This is a genomic window from Aminobacter niigataensis (genome assembly GCF_946995915.1).
In the GTDB taxonomy this organism is placed as follows: domain Bacteria; phylum Pseudomonadota; class Alphaproteobacteria; order Rhizobiales; family Rhizobiaceae; genus Aminobacter; species Aminobacter niigataensis.
Map to the genome: position 1 here is coordinate 1,193,214 of NZ_OX341517.1, position 17,741 is coordinate 1,210,954.

The 17,741-nt window shown below is 61.6% G+C and carries 19 protein-coding genes; 14 read left to right on the forward strand and 5 right to left on the reverse strand.

Annotation, left to right across the window (positions count from 1 at the left end):
• Positions 1-888: a DMT family transporter gene (locus tag O1Y97_RS05665; RefSeq protein ID WP_318763405.1), complete on the reverse strand. Its 888-nt coding sequence runs from the start codon at positions 886-888 to the stop codon at positions 1-3.
• Positions 889-1,020: 132 nt separating this feature from the next.
• On the opposite strand from O1Y97_RS05665, the gene O1Y97_RS05670 reads away from it, so the two are divergent.
• A complete protein-coding gene (locus O1Y97_RS05670) occupies positions 1,021-1,458 on the forward strand; it encodes an Lrp/AsnC family transcriptional regulator (protein ID WP_055974929.1) in 438 nt (145 codons plus the stop codon).
• A 68-nt stretch (positions 1,459-1,526) separates the two neighbouring features.
• Here the strand turns inward: O1Y97_RS05670 and fsa are convergent, their stop codons facing one another.
• On the reverse strand, positions 1,527-2,180 hold the full coding sequence (gene fsa / locus O1Y97_RS05675; RefSeq protein ID WP_055974926.1) for a fructose-6-phosphate aldolase: 654 nt from the start codon (positions 2,178-2,180) through the stop codon (positions 1,527-1,529).
• Positions 2,181-2,270: 90 nt separating this feature from the next.
• On the opposite strand from fsa, the gene O1Y97_RS05680 reads away from it, so the two are divergent.
• Positions 2,271-4,454: a primosomal protein N' gene (locus tag O1Y97_RS05680; RefSeq protein WP_318763406.1), complete on the forward strand. Its 2,184-nt coding sequence runs from the start codon at positions 2,271-2,273 to the stop codon at positions 4,452-4,454.
• A 5-nt stretch (positions 4,455-4,459) separates the two neighbouring features.
• On the opposite strand, the gene O1Y97_RS05685 is transcribed toward O1Y97_RS05680, so the two are convergent.
• Genes O1Y97_RS05685 through O1Y97_RS05695 form a run of 3 tightly spaced genes read right to left on the reverse strand, consistent with a single transcriptional unit; the run spans position 4,460 to position 5,724 of the window.
• Positions 4,460-4,978 (reverse strand): SAM-dependent methyltransferase, encoded by a 519-nt coding sequence (locus O1Y97_RS05685; RefSeq protein WP_318763407.1) that lies wholly within the window; start codon positions 4,976-4,978, stop codon positions 4,460-4,462.
• Between the two features lie 45 nt (positions 4,979-5,023).
• Positions 5,024-5,476, reverse strand: coding sequence for a type II toxin-antitoxin system VapC family toxin (locus tag O1Y97_RS05690; protein ID WP_318763408.1), 453 nt, complete (start codon positions 5,474-5,476; stop codon positions 5,024-5,026).
• Positions 5,473-5,724, reverse strand: a complete 252-nt coding sequence (locus O1Y97_RS05695; protein WP_404801249.1) for a type II toxin-antitoxin system Phd/YefM family antitoxin — start codon at positions 5,722-5,724, stop codon at positions 5,473-5,475. The genes O1Y97_RS05690 and O1Y97_RS05695 overlap by 4 nt, the downstream gene beginning before the upstream one ends.
• Positions 5,725-5,912: 188 nt before the next feature.
• Between O1Y97_RS05695 and O1Y97_RS05700 the strand changes: the two genes are divergently transcribed.
• From O1Y97_RS05700 to O1Y97_RS05755, 12 genes are all read left to right on the forward strand, one after another.
• The gene (locus O1Y97_RS05700; RefSeq protein WP_108606389.1) at positions 5,913-6,308 is read left to right on the forward strand and encodes an AGROH133_08824 family phage infection protein; all 396 of its coding nucleotides are present in this window, start codon (positions 5,913-5,915) and stop codon (positions 6,306-6,308) included.
• 238 nt (positions 6,309-6,546) lie between these two features.
• A complete protein-coding gene (locus O1Y97_RS05705) occupies positions 6,547-7,107 on the forward strand; it encodes a F0F1 ATP synthase subunit delta (protein ID WP_108606390.1) in 561 nt (186 codons plus the stop codon).
• Positions 7,107-8,636, forward strand: coding sequence for a F0F1 ATP synthase subunit alpha (gene atpA / locus O1Y97_RS05710; RefSeq protein WP_108606391.1), 1,530 nt, complete (start codon positions 7,107-7,109; stop codon positions 8,634-8,636). Before O1Y97_RS05705 ends, atpA begins: the two co-directional genes overlap by 1 nt.
• 16 nt (positions 8,637-8,652) lie before the next feature.
• Complete coding sequence (locus O1Y97_RS05715) at positions 8,653-9,537, forward strand: F0F1 ATP synthase subunit gamma (RefSeq protein WP_108606392.1); 885 nt, start codon at positions 8,653-8,655, stop codon at positions 9,535-9,537.
• A gap of 65 nt (positions 9,538-9,602) precedes the next feature.
• A complete protein-coding gene (atpD, locus tag O1Y97_RS05720) occupies positions 9,603-11,150 on the forward strand; it encodes a F0F1 ATP synthase subunit beta (protein ID WP_108606393.1) in 1,548 nt (515 codons plus the stop codon).
• 106 nt (positions 11,151-11,256) lie between these two features.
• The gene (locus O1Y97_RS05725; protein WP_318763409.1) at positions 11,257-11,655 is read left to right on the forward strand and encodes a F0F1 ATP synthase subunit epsilon; all 399 of its coding nucleotides are present in this window, start codon (positions 11,257-11,259) and stop codon (positions 11,653-11,655) included.
• Between the two features lie 410 nt (positions 11,656-12,065).
• Complete coding sequence (gene rfbA / locus O1Y97_RS05730; RefSeq protein WP_318763410.1) at positions 12,066-12,947, forward strand: glucose-1-phosphate thymidylyltransferase RfbA; 882 nt, start codon at positions 12,066-12,068, stop codon at positions 12,945-12,947.
• Complete coding sequence (gene rfbC, locus O1Y97_RS05735) at positions 12,940-13,503, forward strand: dTDP-4-dehydrorhamnose 3,5-epimerase (protein ID WP_318763411.1); 564 nt, start codon at positions 12,940-12,942, stop codon at positions 13,501-13,503. Before rfbA ends, rfbC begins: the two co-directional genes overlap by 8 nt.
• Positions 13,500-14,579 (forward strand): dTDP-glucose 4,6-dehydratase, encoded by a 1,080-nt coding sequence (rfbB, locus tag O1Y97_RS05740; protein ID WP_318763412.1) that lies wholly within the window; start codon positions 13,500-13,502, stop codon positions 14,577-14,579. The genes rfbC and rfbB overlap by 4 nt, the downstream gene beginning before the upstream one ends.
• 8 nt (positions 14,580-14,587) lie before the next feature.
• The gene (gene rfbD, locus O1Y97_RS05745) at positions 14,588-15,454 is read left to right on the forward strand and encodes a dTDP-4-dehydrorhamnose reductase (RefSeq protein ID WP_318763413.1); all 867 of its coding nucleotides are present in this window, start codon (positions 14,588-14,590) and stop codon (positions 15,452-15,454) included.
• A 135-nt stretch (positions 15,455-15,589) separates the two neighbouring features.
• Entirely contained in the window at positions 15,590-16,498 is a 909-nt protein-coding gene (locus tag O1Y97_RS05750) for a class I SAM-dependent methyltransferase (protein ID WP_318763414.1), read from the forward strand.
• Complete coding sequence (locus O1Y97_RS05755; RefSeq protein WP_318763415.1) at positions 16,495-17,739, forward strand: glycosyltransferase WbsX family protein; 1,245 nt, start codon at positions 16,495-16,497, stop codon at positions 17,737-17,739. The genes O1Y97_RS05750 and O1Y97_RS05755 overlap by 4 nt, the downstream gene beginning before the upstream one ends.
• The last annotated feature ends 2 nt before the right edge of the window (positions 17,740-17,741 follow it).

The window sequence follows — 17,741 nt, forward strand, 5'->3', positions numbered from 1 at the left end:
TCAGGCTCGCGCGATGCGAGGCCTCGCCAGCGACCAGCCAAGCGTCATGCCGGCGGCGGCAATCAGGATGGCGGCGGCGCCGACAAGCTGCAGCGGCTGCAGGCGATGGCCGAAGGCCAGGAAGTCGGCCAGGATCGCCACGACCGGATAGATGAAGGACAGCGCGCCGACGAGGTTGGTCGGCAGCTTCTGGATCGCGCCGTAGAGCAGGATGTACATCACGCCGGTATGGATGACGCCGACGGCGATGAGCAGCGCCCAGGTGCCGGCGTCGGTGGGGAGATGGCCGAAATTGGCGAAGGGAGCCAGCATCAGGATGCCGACCGCTACCTGGATCAGCGCGATCAGATGCGGCGGCACGCCCTTGAGTTTCTTGGTGATGATGGCGGCAATCGCGTAGAAGAAGGCAGCGCCCAGCGCCAGGAGGATGCCTGAGAGATAGTCGGTCCCAGTGGTTGCACTTGATTTTGCCTGGACGATCATCAGCATGCCGCCGAAGGCGATGCCGAGCCACGCCAGCTTGGTCAGCGTCAGGCGCTCGCCGAAGAACATCGCCCCCAGAGCCACCAGCATGAAGGGCTGGGTGTTGTAGACGGCGGTGGCTATCGAGATCGAAGCGCGTGGAAAGGCGGCGAACAGCAGGATCCAGTTGGAGACGATGGCGACGCCGCCGATGGCTGCATAGGCGATCTGGCTGCGCGACATCACCTCGGGCCGGAACAGACCGAGCGCCGCACAGACGATCAGCAGCGTGACCGCGCCAAAGGCGCAACGCCAGAAGACCACGTCCATGACCGGCTGGCCGGACAGGACGACGAACAGTCCGATGGTTCCCGAAATCACCATTGCAGCGGTCATTTCGACGGTTCCGCGCATCTTGTCCGACATCTCGCAGCCCTTTCTGTTCAGGGCTGTATTTTTACGCTTATGGTCTGTCGGAATATATGGATATCAGAAGGCGTTTGTTTGGATTCTCCTAATCATGTAAGGTGGACGCTGAAAAATGCCTAAGAGGATTGCATGCTGGACGATCTGGACAGGCGCATCGTCGAAATCCTGGTCGACGATGCCAGGATTTCGCTCAAGGAACTGGCGCAGCGGGTGAACCTGTCGTCGCCGAGCACGTCGGAGCGGTTGCGCCGGCTTGAGGAGCGCGGGGTCATCCGCGCCTTCACGGTCGACATCGACCCCCAGGCACTCGGCTATACGCTGCAGGCGATCGTGCGCATCCGGCCGCTGCCGGGCAAGCTGCATCAGGTGCAGAAGCTGATCGAGGACATCGCCCAGTTCTCGGAATGCGACAAGGTGACGGGCGACGACTGTTTCATCGCCAGGCTGCACATCCGCTCGATCGACGAGCTCGACAAAATCCTCGACCAGATCACCGACAAGGCCGAGACCAACAGCTCGATCGTCAAGGCGCAGCCGGTGAAGCGGCGCCTGCCGCCGCTGGCTTGACCAGCAAGGGATGGACACAAAAAAGCCGGCGCTTGTGGCGCCGGCTTTGGTCGGTCCTTTCGGAAGGATCAGCCGATCTTCTGGCCGGTCTTGGCCCAGTCGGCCAGGAACATCTCGAGGCCCTTGTCGGTAAGCGGGTGCTTGACCAGCGCCTTCAGCGTTGCCGGCGGGATGGTGGCGACGTCGGCGCCGATGAGTGCGGCGCGCTTGACGTGCTCGGTCGAGCGGATCGAGGCGGCGAGGATCTCGGTGTCAAAGCCGTAGTTGTCGTAGATGTGGCGGATCTCGGCGATCAGCTCCATGCCATCGACGGCCATGTCGTCGAGACGGCCGATGAAGGGCGAGATGAAGGTGGCGCCGGCCTTGGCGGCAAGCAGCGCCTGGTTGGCGGAGAAGCAAAGCGTGACGTTGACCATGCGGCCTTCCGAGGTCAGCGCGCGGCAGGCGCGGAGGCCGTCGAGGGTGAGCGGCACCTTGATGCAGATGTTGTCGGCGATCTTCGACAGCACCGCCGCTTCCTTCATCATCTCGGCATATTCCGTGGCAGCGACTTCCGCCGAGACCGGACCTTCGACGATGTCGCAGATTTCCTTGGTCACTTCGGCGATGTTGCGGCCGGACTTGAGGATCAGCGACGGGTTCGTGGTAACGCCGTCGAGAAGGCCGAGCTCATTGAGTTCGCGGATGTCCTTCACGTCGGCGGTGTCGACGAAAAACTTCATGGGGTTCTCCTTGGCAATGGAAGGGTGCCTGTGGGGCACAGCACTTGTCGGCCTTTGCTCTAAACCAAGTTCGGGGCAAGGTCACGCGTCATGACCGCCGATTCGCCAAGAACCAGGGCCGCCCCCGTGCTGGTGCCGATGCCGGCCGAGCGCGCCTATTCCTATGCCGTCCCCGACGGCATGCAAGTGGTGCCCGGCTCGGTCGTGCGCGTGCCGCTGGGCCCGCGCGAAGTGGCCGGCATCGTCTGGGACGGTCCGGTCGAGGCGGTCGATCCGAAGAAGCTCAGGCCGATCGCCCATGTCTTCGATTGCCCGCCGATCACCGACCAGATGCGCCGCCTTGTCGACTGGATCGCGCACTATACGCTCTCGCCACCCGGCATGGTGGCGCGGATGATCCTGCGGGCGCCGGAGGCCTTCGATCCGGAGCCTTGGACGGAAGGCCTCAAGCGCAGCGACGGCGAGCCCGACCGGATGACGGCGGCGCGCGCACGCGTGCTCGAGATGGCGAATGACGGCATGGCCTGGACCCGCTCGGGACTGGCGCATGCCGCCGGTGTCTCCTCGACGGTCATCGACGGGCTGAGGGCGCAAGGCGTGTTCGAGACGGTGTTGATCCCGCCGCGGCCTGTCGTGGCGGCGCCCGACACCTCCTATGCCAGCGCTGAGCTCACCAACGACCAGCAGACGGTGGCGAACAGCCTGCGCGGCCAGGTGGAGGCCGATCGCTTCGCAGTCACCCTGATCGACGGCGTCACCGGTTCCGGCAAGACCGAGGTCTATTTCGAGGCTGTGGCGGCAGCGCTCGACAAGGGCAAGCAGGTGCTGATCCTGCTGCCGGAAATCGCGCTGACCCAGGCCTTTCTCGAGCGCTTCCAGAACCGCTTCGGCGCGAAGCCCGCGGAGTGGCACTCGGACCTGCCGCCGAGGATGCGCGAGCGTGTCTGGCGCCAGGTGGCGGAAGGCGGCGTGCGGGTGGTCGCCGGTGCCCGCTCGGCGCTGTTTTTGCCGTTCAACAACCTTGGCCTGATCGTCGTCGACGAGGAGCACGACCCTGCCTACAAGCAGGAGGACAGGGTCTTCTACAACGCCCGCGACATGGCCGTGGTGCGTGCCCATATCGGCGGCTTCCCCGTGGTGCTGGCCTCCGCCACGCCTTCGGTCGAAAGCCGGGTCAATGCCGAGCAGGGCAAGTATGCGCGCTCGGTGCTGTCGGTGCGCTTTGCCGAGGCAGCACTGCCCAAGCTTGCCACCATCGACATGCGGCGTTCGCCGCCGGCGCGCGGCGGTTTCCTGTCGCCGGTGCTGCTCGGCAAGATGCGCGAGACGCTCGGCCGGCAAGAGCAGTCGCTGCTGTTCCTCAACCGTCGCGGCTATGCGCCGCTGACGCTGTGCCGGGTCTGTGGCCATCGCTTCGGCTGCCCGGTCTGTTCGGCATGGCTGGTCGAGCACCGCTTCCGCGGCCAACTCGTCTGTCATCATTGCGGCCACAACGAGAAGCGGCCCGAAGCCTGCCCGGAATGCGGCACCTTCGACCATCTCGTCGCCTGCGGGCCGGGTGTCGAGCGCATTGCCGAGGAGGTCGTCTCGCATTTCCCCGATGCACGTACCATCGTGCTGTCGTCGGACATGCTCGGCGGGGTCAAGCGGTTGCGGCTGGAACTGGAGGCGATCGCCAACGGCGAGGCCGATATCGTCATCGGCACCCAACTGGTCGCCAAGGGCCACAATTTCCCCAACATGACGCTGGTGGGCGTCGTCGACGCCGATCTCGGCCTCGCCAATGGCGATCCGCGCGCCGCCGAGCGCACCTATCAGCTTTTATCGCAGGTGACGGGCCGGGCAGGACGCACCGGCAAGAAGAGCCTAGGCTTGCTGCAGACCTTCCAGCCCGACCACCCCGTCATGCGGGCGATCGTCTCGGGCGATTCGGAAGCCTTCTACGAGCGCGAGATTTCCGAGCGCGAGAAGGCAGCGCTGCCGCCTTTCGGCAGGCTCGCCGGCATCATCGTCAGCGCGGCGACACGGCCCGAGGCCGAGAGCCATGCGCGCGGCCTCAGGCGCGCGGCACAGGTTGCTCAGGACGTCCATGTGCTCGGTCCGGCGGAGGCGCCCCTGGCCCTGATCGGCGGGCGCCACCGCTTTCGGCTGCTGGTGCAGGCCGACAGGAAGGCCGACATCCAGGGCTACATACGTGCACTGCTTGCCGCCGGGCCAAAGGTGCGCGGATCGGTGCGGGTCCAGGTCGACATCGACCCGCAGAGTTTCCTGTAGGCGGATCAGGCCGGGGGCGACGCGACCATGCCGAGCAGCGGCGGCTTCGGGCTCGGACCGTACATCGTCCTTTCCAGCGTGTAGCCCGCAGCCTTCAGGCGCACGGCGATCGCGTGCTCTATGGTCGGGATCTGGCTGGCGCTTGGCGGCTCGAAGAACAGGAACAGTCGGCCCCCAGGGGTGAGCAGGGAACTGATCACCTTGAGCTCGCGCGCGGCCTCCAGCCAGAACAGGTTGACGTTGATGGCGAAGACCTTGCCGAAGGCGTGACCGGGACCAGACCAATCCGCCAGGGCGGCTTGAAAGAGCGCCGCCTTGCCGGAAGCGATCGATGCCCGGACTCTCTCCTCCGCCGAATTGACGGCACTACCGGACCGGTCGAGCCCGGTGATGTGGCCATCGACCAGCAGAGGGGCGATCTCGGCCATGGCGACGCCGCGGCCGCAGCCGATTTCCAGCAGGCGGTCGCCCGGTTCGACTTCGAGATGGCCGATCGACCAGGCAATGCGTTGAGGTATGGCCATGGTCCTACCCTGGTGTCGCAGGCGGGCGCTGCGAGGGCAAATATACTACTCGCCCGGCAACGATTCGAATGGATTGATATGCGCGATGTCGAGCGGCTCGAAGTGTCTGCCGTTCGCGGTTAGCAACAAGAGGCCGTGCGCTTGGGCTGTTGCTGCTATCAACACATCGGCCAAGTCGGGGTGACGGCCGCGAGCAACCGCTGTATCTTCCATCGCACCGGCTATCCTTGCAACTGAAGCATCGACGGCCAGTAGGCGGTCCCCAAAGCTGGACAGCAGGGAATCCAGCCATGTGGCCAGTCGATCGGCTCGCGCGATGCCGCCAAAGCGTCGCAACTTACAAATACCCTTCTCCACTTCGGCGACGGTAATGCTGGATAAGTACAGCGTCCGAGCCTCGCCCTGCGCGGTCATCCAATCCGAGATTTCCGGAGAGGTCGCTTTTCTCTCCGGAGCGAACGCCGACAGGACGGACGTGTCCAGCAGGAAGCCTGTCACAGATCAATCTCGCGCATCGGCGAGTCGTTGCGCTCAAACTCCAGCCCTCCGGGGAAGCTCATCAAAAATGTCCCGAGATTGGGTTTTCGATTTGGGTAGAGTCGTTCCGCGTCGCCGACAGGGATAACTACAGCCGCTGGCTTGCCATGCTTGGTGATAATGGTCGGCTCGCCATTCTCGGCCGCTTCAACTACCGCAGAAAACCCGGCTTTCGCTTCGCGAACCTGCATCTTTTTCACGGGGGTCATCCTTGTAGTTACACGTAGTCATAATATAAACGAGGCGAAATAAAAATGCCAGTGCGTGCCTGGAAGGCTGGTGGCGGACAGGCTTCGCGTTGTGCGCGTTCGCAGGTTATGATCGCCGCGTATTCGTGGCCGGTTCAAAGTGCTAGTGCTTCCGAAGGGACGCGAGGCGCACTAGCGGAGGGGGAAAGATGGAGTTCGCATTTCCGTGGCCGATGAGCCAGGGCGAGTGGCTGGCTTGGAGTTCGGCAGCGGTGACGCTGCTGTTCGGCGTCATTCTCTTCTTCGCCCCGAGGATCGCCTTTCGCCTGCTCAGGCTGCAGGCTCGCCCCGACAATCCCGAAGCGATCGCCCAGGGCCGCGCCACCATGGCCGGCTTCTTTCTCGGCGTCGGCCTGTGCGCGATCCTGCTCGCCCAGCCGTGGCTCTACATGGCGCTCGGCGTGTCGTGGCTGTTCACCGCCTTCGGGCGGATCGTCGCCATGATGTCGGACGGCGCCAACACCCCGTACAACTGGGTAGCCATCGTCATCGAACTGGGTCTGGCGGTCCTACCCCTGGGGTTTGTTTTCGGCTTCTGGCCGTGAATCGCCGTCCGGCAGCAGCCTCAATGCCCAAGATGCGACAATAGTGCCTGAAATGGCTGTTAGAGGACGTGTTGCGGTCCTCAAAAGCCTGTGCTAGACGGCAATCGACTTTCGGCCGGGGGGATGCGGCTGCCGCTAGCTCCGGGGTCAAAAAACGCAGTAAGGTCAGAGATTTAGCTAGAGTCAAACGCTCGCGCCAACAATCTTGCGGCCTGTCAGACAAGAGAAAAGACGGTCCGTGGCCCAATCTTCCTCGCCAATCTCCGGTGTTGCTGAGCGTTATGCTGGATCGCTGTTCGATCTCGCGCTCGAAGCAGGCGCCGTTGCAAAGGTAGAAGCCGACCTTGGTCGTTTCGCCGCTCTGCTTGATGGCAGCGCCGATCTCGACCGCCTGATCAAGAGCCCGGTCTTCTCCGGCGAAGACCAGGAAAAGGCTATCTCGGCGATCGCCGACAAGGCCAAGATCACCGGCCTGGCTGGCAACTTCCTTCGCCTCGTGGCGCGCAATCGCCGCCTTTTCGCCCTGCCCGGCATGATCAAGGCGTTCCGCCAGATCGCTGCCGAGCATCGTGGCGAGACCTCGGCTGAAGTGACCTCGGCGCATGCGCTGACGGCAGCCCAGGAAACGGAACTCAAGGCAGCGCTGAAAAGCGTCGCCGGCAAGGATGTGGCGATCTCGGTCGCCGTAGATTCTTCGCTGCTCGGCGGCCTGATCGTGAAGATGGGCTCGCGCCAGATCGATACGTCGCTCAAAACCAAACTCAATTCGCTCAAGCTTGCACTGAAAGAGGTCGGCTGATGGACATCCGCGCCGCGGAAATTTCCGCAATTCTGAAAGACCAGATCAAGAATTTCGGCAAGGAAGCCGAAGTTACCGAAGTCGGTCAGGTTCTGTCGGTGGGCGACGGTATCGCCCGCGTCTACGGTCTCGACAACGTCCAGGCGGGCGAAATGGTCGAATTCCCCGGCGGCATCCGCGGCATGGCGCTCAATCTTGAAAGCGACAACGTCGGCGTCGTCATCTTCGGTGCCGACCGCGACATCAAGGAAGGCGACACCGTCAAGCGTACCGGCTCGATCGTCGACGTCCCGGTTGGTCCGGAGCTGCTCGGCCGCGTCGTCGACGCGCTCGGCAATCCGATCGACGGCAAGGGCCCGATCAAGGCCAAGGAACGTCGCCGCGTCGACGTCAAGGCGCCCGGCATCATCCCCCGCAAGTCGGTGCATGAGCCGATGTCGACCGGCCTCAAGGCCATCGACGCCCTGATCCCGGTCGGCCGCGGCCAGCGCGAGCTGGTCATCGGTGACCGTCAGACCGGCAAGACCGCGATCATCCTCGACACCATCCTGAACCAGAAGGCGATCCACCAGTCCGGTCCGGACAAGGAAAAGCTTTACTGCGTCTACGTCGCCGTCGGCCAGAAGCGCTCGACCGTCGCGCAGTTCGTGAAGGTGCTCGAAGAGCGCGGCGCGCTCGAATATTCGATCATCATCGCGGCCACGGCTTCCGATCCGGCACCGATGCAGTTCCTGGCTCCGTTCGCCGGCTGCGCCATGGGCGAATACTTCCGCGACAACGGCATGCATGCGCTGATCGGCTATGACGATCTGTCCAAGCAGGCCGTCGCCTACCGCCAGATGTCGCTGCTGCTGCGCCGCCCGCCGGGCCGCGAAGCTTACCCGGGCGACGTTTTCTACCTGCACTCGCGTCTGCTCGAGCGTTCGGCCAAGCTGAACGACGAAAACGGCTCGGGTTCGCTGACCGCACTGCCGGTCATCGAGACGCAGGCCAACGACGTCTCGGCTTACATCCCGACCAACGTGATCTCGATCACCGACGGCCAGATCTTCCTCGAGACCAACCTGTTCTTCCAGGGCATCCGTCCTGCCGTGAACGTCGGTCTGTCGGTGTCGCGCGTCGGATCGTCGGCCCAGATCAAGGCGATGAAGCAGGTTGCAGGCTCGATCAAGGGCGAGCTCGCGCAGTACCGCGAAATGGCGGCGTTTGCGCAGTTCGGCTCCGACCTCGATGCAGCTACCCAGCGTCTGCTCAACCGCGGTGCGCGTCTGACCGAGCTGCTCAAGCAGCCGCAGTTCTCGCCGCTGAAGACCGAAGAGCAGGTCGCCGTGATCTTCGCCGGCGTCAACGGCTACCTCGACAAGCTCGCCCTCAACAAGGTTGGCAAGTTCGAGCAGGGCCTGCTGGCTTACATGCGCTCGGAAGGCAAGGACGTCCTCGACGGCATCCGTACGGAGAAGGCGCTCAGCGACGACCTCCGCGGCAAGCTCAAGGGTCACATCGACGCTTTCGCGAAAAACTTCGCCTGACACTGACGGATAAGGCATGGCCTCGCTAAAAGACCTCCGCAACCGTATCGCCTCGGTCAAGGCGACGCAGAAAATCACCAAGGCGATGCAGATGGTCGCCGCGGCGAAGTTGCGTCGCGCCCAGGAAGCTGCGGAAGCCGCGCGTCCCTACTCGCAGCGCATGGGTGCGGTTCTCGCGAACATCGCCCAGGCTGTTGGTGGCGGTGGCGATGCTCCGGCGCTGATGACCGGCACCGGCAAGGACGACGTGCACCTGCTCGTCGTCTGCACCGCCGAGCGTGGCCTGTGCGGCGGCTTCAACAGCCAGATCTCGCGTCTGGCTCGCGATCACGTCCGCAAGCTCCAGGCCTCGGGCAAGACGGTCAAGATCATCACCGTCGGCAAGAAGGGCTACGATGTCCTGCGTCGCGACTTCGCCTCGCTGATCATCGATCGCGTCGAACTGCGCGATGCCAAGCAAGTTGGTTTCGTCCATGCCGACATGATCGCCAAGAAGGTGATCACCCTGTTTAACCAGGGCGCGTTCGACGTCTGCACGCTGTTTTATTCCGAGTTCAAGTCGGTGATCAGCCAGGTTCCGACCGCACAGCAGGTGATTCCGGCTGCGGCTCCGACTGTCAGCACTGATACCGCCACCAGCGGCGGTGCTGTCTACGAATACGAGCCTGAGCCGGGCGAAATCCTCGGCGATCTCATTCCGCGCAACATCTCGGTGCAGATTTTCCGGGCGCTGCTGGAAAATGCTGCTGGTGAAATGGGTGCCAAGATGAGCGCGATGGACAACGCCACGCGCAATGCAGGCGACATGATCAACAAGCTGACGATCACGTACAACCGCCAGCGTCAGGCCCAGATCACCAAGGAACTGATCGAGATTATTTCGGGCGCCGAAGCGCTCTAGCCGCGTGATGGCTCGCCGCAAGGCGGGTCCGCGTGAAACAACGAACGGACACAGAGGTTAGAACGATGGCTAAAGCAGCTACTCCGAAAGCCGCTCCGGCGGCGGAAAAGGCCCCGGCAGCAAAGAAGGCGGCGCCTGCCAAGGCAGCCGCTGCCAAGGTCGAAAAGTCGGCGGTCGTCGCCACGGGCGCTGGCCGCGTTTCGCAGGTCATCGGCGCTGTCGTCGACGTGCAGTTCGACGGTGAGCTGCCGCCGATCCTGAACGCGCTCGAGACGATGAACGGCGGCAACCGCCTGATCCTCGAAGTGGCGCAGCACCTCGGCGAAAACACCGTCCGCTGCATCGCCATGGACATTTCGGAAGGCCTCGTCCGCGGCCAGGCCGTCCGTGACACCGGTTCGCCGATCATGGTTCCGGTTGGCGACGAGACGCTTGGCCGCATCATGAACGTTATCGGCGAGCCGGTCGACGAAGCCGGCCCGGTCAAGACCAAGTCGAAGCGCGCCATCCACCAGGAAGCGCCTGCCTATGTCGACCAGTCGACGGAAGCACAGATCCTTGTCACCGGCATCAAGGTCGTCGACCTGCTGGCTCCTTACGCACGCGGCGGCAAGATCGGCCTGTTCGGCGGCGCCGGCGTCGGCAAGACCGTTCTGATCCAGGAACTGATCAACAACGTCGCCAAGGCGCACGGTGGTTACTCGGTGTTCGCCGGCGTCGGCGAGCGCACCCGCGAAGGCAACGATCTCTATCACGAAATGATCGAATCGGGCGTCAACAAGGACCCGCACGAGAACAACGGCTCGACCGAGGGTTCGAAGTGCGCCCTGGTGTTCGGCCAGATGAACGAGCCGCCCGGTGCGCGCGCCCGCGTCGCCCTGTCGGGCCTGACCATCGCCGAGCATTTCCGCGACCAGGGCCAGGACGTTCTGTTCTTCGTCGACAACATCTTCCGCTTCACGCAGGCGGGTTCGGAAGTGTCGGCTCTTCTCGGCCGTATTCCTTCGGCCGTGGGCTATCAGCCGACGCTGTCGACCGACATGGGCCAGATGCAGGAACGCATCACCACCACCAACAAGGGCTCGATCACCTCGGTGCAGGCCATTTACGTGCCCGCCGACGACTTGACCGATCCTGCGCCGGCGACCTCGTTCGCGCACCTTGACGCGACGACGGTTCTCAACCGCGCGATTTCGGAAAAGGGTATCTACCCAGCCGTGGATCCGCTCGACTCGACCTCGCGCATGCTCGATCCGCTGATCGTCGGCGAAGAGCACTATTCGGTCGCCCGTCGCGTCCAGGAAATCCTTCAGCGCTACAAGTCGCTGCAGGACATCATCGCCATCCTGGGCATGGACGAGCTGTCGGAAGAGGACAAGATCACGGTTGCCCGCGCCCGCAAGATCGAGCGCTTCCTGTCGCAGCCGTTCTTCGTCGCCGAAGTGTTCACCGGTTCGCCCGGCCAGCTGGTTCCGCTCGAAGACACGATCAAGAGCTTCAAGGGCCTGGTCGACGGCGAGTACGATCACCTGCCGGAAGCTGCCTTCTACATGGTCGGCGGCATCGACATGGCGATCGAGAAGGCCCAGCGCCTGGCTGCGGAAGCGGCATAATCATTAAAGCCGCAGCGCGGGCCTTGAGGTCCGCGCTGTTGCACCGATGACTGCCCTTTCGTGGGCAGGTCTGCTCGGAACTCCGTCCAAGCATTTGTGAGATACCATGGCTGAAGCATTCAAATTCGAACTGGTCTCGCCCGAGCGTCTGCTCGTTTCGGAGCAGGTCGAGTCCGTCGTCATTCCCGGTGCGGAAGGCGAAATGACTGTCATGGCTAACCATGCGCCCGTCATGACCACGATCAAGCCGGGCGTCGTGACGGTGAAGGCCGTCGGCGGCAAGGAAGAACGCTACGTCGTGTTCGGCGGTTTCGCCGATATCGTTCCGGCTGGCTGCACGCTGCTTGCTGAATCGGCAACGCCGGTAAAGGATATCGATCGCGCCGAATTGCTGCGCCGGATCCAGGATGCTCGCGAAGACGTGTCGGATGCCAAGGACGACCAGGTTCGTACCAAGGCGGAATCGTACCTCAATCACCTGTCGACACTGGAAGCCGCGATCTGAGGCTTTTGCCCGGTAGCTGGCGTCAGTGTAAACTACTTCAAGCCGTCGGGTTCCCCGGCGGCTTTTGCGTTTCTAGTGCCTCGGGCCTGTATTGCGGCTAACCGCATTTGCCCGGGCGCCGCATGCGCCTCGCGTGCGTGGGCGCTTCCGAGCCCTCCGAGGGCCAACCGCACCCGGGGTATATGCCCAACTAAGCCATTGATACCAAAACTAAATTCGTAACATCGAGCAACGGTATCGGGTACCTCATCGAGTCCAGCGCTAGCCTGTTCGCTAAACCTTACTTGCTGAAATCAAATCTGTGCAATGGCGCTGCCAAATTCATGGAGTCTGTTCAGCGTTTGACATACATTCAGCCGCGAATCGTACGCCGGACGGGGGTCATAGGCAACGAGGTCAGGAAACCTTAGGTGAAGGGAATAATATTAGCCGGCGGTAGTGGAACAAGACTCTATCCCGCCACTCTTGCAGTATCAAAACAGATATTGCCGATTTATGATAAGCCGATGATCTATTATCCGCTCGGCGTTCTCATGCTGGCGGGTATACGGGAAATCCTTGTTATTTCGACCCCACGCGACTTGCCGCAGTTCGAGCAGCTTCTCGGCGATGGATCGGCGTTTGGCGTGTCGTTTTCCTATGCGGTCCAGCCGTCTCCCAACGGCTTGGCTGAGGCCTTCATCATTGGACGCGAGTTCATCGGCACCAGTCCGGTGGCGCTGATACTCGGCGACAACATCTTCTATGGTGACGGCCTCTCCGAGCGCTGCCGTGCCGCCGTGGCGCGCGAAAGCGGCGCCTCCGTCTTCGCTTATCAGGTCGAGGACCCTCAGCGCTATGGTGTGGTGACCTTCGACAGGGCGACACAGCAGGCGCTTTCGATCGAGGAAAAACCAGTGCAGCCGCGTTCGAACTGGGCGGTCACGGGGCTCTATTTCTACGACAATCCGGTTGTCGATATTGCTGCGTCAATCAAACCTTCGGCGCGCGGCGAGCTTGAGATCACCGACGTCAATCGGACTTATCTCGAGCAGGGCAATCTGCATGTCGTCCGGCTTGGAAGAGGTTATGCCTGGCTCGACACCGGCACCCATGACAGCCTTCACGACGCCTCTTCCTTCGTACGCACGATCGAGCACCGCCAAGGCATCAAGGTCATGTGTCCCGAAGAGATCGGCTTCGAACTGGGTTGGCTCAGCGAAGAGCAGGTTCTCCGCCGGGCCGCCTCGCTCGGCAAGACCGACTACGCGCGCTATCTCGAGCGCCGGGTTCGGGAGATCGCCTATGGTTGAGGTGCGAGAGCTCGGGCTGGATGGTGTTTGCGAGATCCAGCCAGCCAAGATCGAGGATGCGCGCGGGTTCTTTTCCGAGACATGGAACGCGGCAAAACTGGCGCACGCCGGTATCGCGGTGGACTTTGTGCAAGACAACCAATCCTTTTCGCGGGCTCGCGGCGTGATGCGGGGGTTGCATTTCCAAACGCCACCCTTCGCGCAGGACAAGCTGGTGCGCGTGCTGCGGGGGTCGATCTTCGACGTTGCGGTCGACATAAGAAAAGGTTCGCCGAGCTTCGGCAACTGGGTCGGGCTGACCCTCTCGGACAAGGACTGGAACCAGATCCTGGTGCCCAAGGGGTTCGCGCACGGCTTTGTCACACTCGAGCCGAACACCGAGGTCGTCTACAAGGTTTCTGCCCCTTATTCGCAGCCGCATGACCGGTCGATCCGCTTCGACGATCCCGACATCGGGATCGAATGGCCGCTGGCTGCCGCGGAGATGGTGCTGTCCAGCAAGGACGCGACGGCACCCTATCTGGCCGAAGTCGAAACCGGGTTCGTATACGCATGAGACAAGCTCCGCAGACTGTTCTGGTCACTGGTGGTGCCGGTTTCATCGGCTCTGCCGTCTGCCGGCATCTGGTCGGCACGGGCAACTTTCGGGTCGTTAACCTCGACAAGCTGACCTATGCTGGGAACCTGGCGTCTCTGCGCGAGATAGAAGGGAATTCCAACTACCTCTTCCGTCAGGCCGATATCTGCGACACAGACCGCGTGCGCCAAATTCTGGCTGACGAGAAGGTCGACCTGATCATGCACCTGGCGGCTGAAAGCCATGTCGATCGGTCGATCGACGGGCCGATGGACTTCGTCACCACTAATGTTGTCGGCACCGCAAGCCTGCTGTCGGCGGCACTCGATCACTGGCGCAGTCTCAGCGAAGAGGGACGCAAGGGTTTCCGCTTCCACCATGTCTCGACGGACGAGGTCTTTGGCGACCTGCCTTTCGATTCCGGCGTCTTCACCGAGGAATCGCCCTACAAACCTTCATCGCCCTATTCGGCCTCGAAGGCGGCATCCGACCACTTCGTCCGTGCCTGGCACGAGACCTATGGGCTGCCTGTCGTCCTTTCCAACTGCTCCAACAACTACGGACCTTATCATTTTCCGGAAAAGCTGATCCCATTGGTGATCGCCAACGCACTTGATGAGCGGCCCCTGCCCGTCTACGGCAAAGGCGCCAATGTGCGCGACTGGCTGTTCGTCGAGGACCACGCCAGGGCACTGGAAGCGGTGCTGACAAAAGGCAAGGTCGGAGAGAGTTACAATATCGGCGGCCGGGCCGAGCGCACCAATCTCGAGGTCGTCGAGACGATTTGTTCGCAGCTCGACGCCTGCAGACCAAGGGCTGGTGGCCGCTCGCACCTCGACCTCATCGCCTATGTTGCCGATCGCCCGGGCCACGACCGCCGATATGCCATCGACCCGACCAAGAGCGAACGGGAACTCGGCTGGGCACCCAAAGAGACATTCGAGAGCGGTCTGGAGAAGACCGTCGACTGGTACCTGGCGAACGGCTGGTGGTGGCGTCCGATACGCGCGCAACAGTTCGACGGGAGCAGGCTTGGACTGGTGCGGTCGACGTGAGAATTCTGGTGACAGGAACGTCAGGACAGCTGGCAAGCTCGCTCGCAGCGCGGGCACGGGGGCAGGCGGAGATCGTGCTGGTCGGTCGCCCCGATCTCGACCTCGAAAACCCGGCGACGTTTGCTCCGGTCCTGAACTCGGTCGCGCCCGGCATGGTCATCAATGCGGCGGCCCACACAGGGGTCGACCAGCAGGAAGACGAGCCCGAAAGAGCTTTCAGGATCAACGCCGAGGCTCCGGCGGAGTTGGCACGACTGACCAGGCTTGCCGGCATTCCGATTGTCCAGATTTCCACGGACTACGTTTTCGATGGCAGGTCGAGCAGGCCTTATGTCGAAGCTGACAGGCCCAATCCGCAGACGGTCTATGGTCGCAGCAAGCTCGCCGGCGAAGAGGCGGTGCGTGCCGGCAATCCGGATCACATGGTGGTCCGCACGGCCTGGGTGGTCAGCCGCTATGGCCGCAATTTCGTCAAGACGATGCTGTCCCTGGCTGCTGCACGTGACCGGTTGCAGGTGGTGGCAGACCAGTTTGGCAATCCGACCTGCGCCGATGACCTGGCCGATGGCCTGTTGGCGGCGGCAAGCATCTGGCGTAGCCGAGGTGGCTTCCCGCAAGATCTCTACCATCTTGCCGGCCAGGGCCGCGCGAGCTGGTATGAGCTGGCAAGCCATGTGCTCGCGGTCAGTGCCTCGCTTGGCGGGCCATCGGCAGTGGTCGAGCCAATCAGCAGCGAGCAATGGCCCACCAAGGCAGCCCGCCCAGCGAACTCGGAGCTGAACTCGGCCGCCTTCGATCGCGATTTCGGATTTAGAGCGGGCGACTGGCGGGGGAGGGTTGAGGCGCTGTTGAAAACCTTGGTCCAACAATCATGAAATGGTGAATTAGAGGTCGCTGTATGCCTCTTTCGCGAAGGAGGCAGGGCGGATGAAAGTCATGTTTGACGAAAACCAGTCGTCAGCGCTGCCAGACCAACATACGAACCGAACTACGTCATAGGATTGATCAATATGGCCAAACGCAATAGCAAGACGGCGCACAAATACGAATACGATATCGATCTGGGCAGCGATGTAGCGCCAGCTCGCGTGCTGCGGATGGTTGGAACTGGAAAGAAAGTACTGGAAATTGGAGCAGGTCCGGGCTCTATCACGCGACATCTTTCTGGAACGCTTGGCTGCGACGTAGTCGCATTGGAGATCGAACCCGAGGCATTGGAAAAGCTGAAGCCTTTTGCGCGGAGCGTGTACAAACTGGATCTTAACGACCCCACGTGGCACCAAAAAATACAAGTCCTGGAGGGAAAATTTGACGTAGTCATCGCGGCGGACGTCCTGGAACATGTTTACGATCCCTGGACGGTGCTCAACGGCATGAAAGCCCTGCTCAACGACACAGGGTCGGTAATCTTGTCCATCCCTCATGTGGGTCATTCTGCCGTTGCGGCGTGTCTCTTGGACGAAGATTTTCAGTACGGCCCTTGGGGTCTTCTGGATAAGACGCATATCCGCTTCTTCGGTATCAAAAACGTGCAAGCTCTTATTCAGTCCCAGGGACTAGAAATCGAGCAGGCGGAGTATGTTGTTCGTACGCCTCAGATGACCGAATTTGCGCACAGGTGGGCAAGGCTTCCCGAAGACGTCCGGAATGCTCTCGAGCGTAACCGCTATTCGCATGTATACCAGGTGGTTACGAGGTCGGTGCCGCGAGAGCGTGCAGTTGGCAAAATAGATCTCATGAGTGTGGACGTTCCTGCTCCGGAAAAGAAGGTGGCGTCTTATTGGGAATCGGTCATGTCTTCGTTTTCCCCGGGGAGCGATAGCGACTTACGATCGACCATGGGGGATGGCCTCGCTGTCCGTGTGCACTCCGGCAGGACACCCATTGGGCGTTTCGCTCGGCGGTTGTTTGGTTCATGAGCGGAGTGGATTCCGTGCTAGCAAAGAGTGACCGTGATCGCGTTAAGCTAATCGCGTTTTACCTGACGCAATTTCATCCTATTCCAGAGAATGATCTATGGTGGGGTAAGGGCTTCACTGAGTGGACCAATGTGACCAAAGTTGGCCCCCAATTTGCGGGACACTATCAACCACATCTTCCTGCCGACATGGGTTTCTATGATTTGCGGGTGCGGGAAACTCGCCGAGAGCAGATCCAGCTTGCCAAGTCGTATGGAATTGATGGCTTCTGCTACTACTATTATTGGTTCTCTGGAAAGCGGTTGCTTGAAAAGCCACTAGACGACATGCTGGGGGATCGTCAAAGCAACATGCCCTTCTGCTTGTGTTGGGCCAACGAGAACTGGACGCGCCGGTGGGATGCGGCCGAGCAAGAAGTCCTCATTGCACAAAAATACCAAGCTACGGATGACGTCGAATTCATCAAAAGCCTCATGCCGTTTTTTGAGGACCCGCGATATATCCGAGTCGATGGCGCTCCACTTCTGCTCGTGTACCGTCCACAGCATTTGCCAGACTCACGGCGCTCTGTAGAGGTCTGGCGGCAGTACTGCGCCAAAAACGGCTTTCCGAATTTGCATGTCGCGTGCGCACTCACGCATGGCAACTGGGACCATCAGGCCTATGGCTTCGACAGTGGGGTGGAATTTCCACCACACAACATGACGGCAGCCAACCGAGCTGCCGAACTCAATTTCTTCGCTCCCTATGAGGGATACTGCCCCGACTACAAGGACGTTGCAGAGATGTACCTTGCGCGCAGATACGACGATGCCAACAGTGGGTTCAGGGGGGTTTTTCCATCTTGGGACAATACCGCTCGGCGAGGTGCCCGGGGAACAGTGATCCTAAACGGAACGCCGGAAAACTATGAATACTGGTTGTCCGAGGCAATTCGCAAAACTGTCGAGGACTATCCCGGGAGGGAGCGTCTGCTTTTCATCAATGCGTGGAACGAATGGGCAGAAGGCTGCCATTTGGAGCCTGACCGAAGGTACGGGCACCAATTTCTGGAAGCAACCGCACGCGCTGGACAAGGATCTAACCATATGAAGTGGACGCACAGCGGTATTCCCGCCGAGGCTTCCAATGGTCGCGTAACCCAAGCTCAATTCACGTATTTCAAGGTCAAGAAGAAAAGTGTGGCAAGTCGCGCCTGGAAAAAAATGAAGTCTAAGCTAAGGTCTATGGGAGAAGCGTAGAT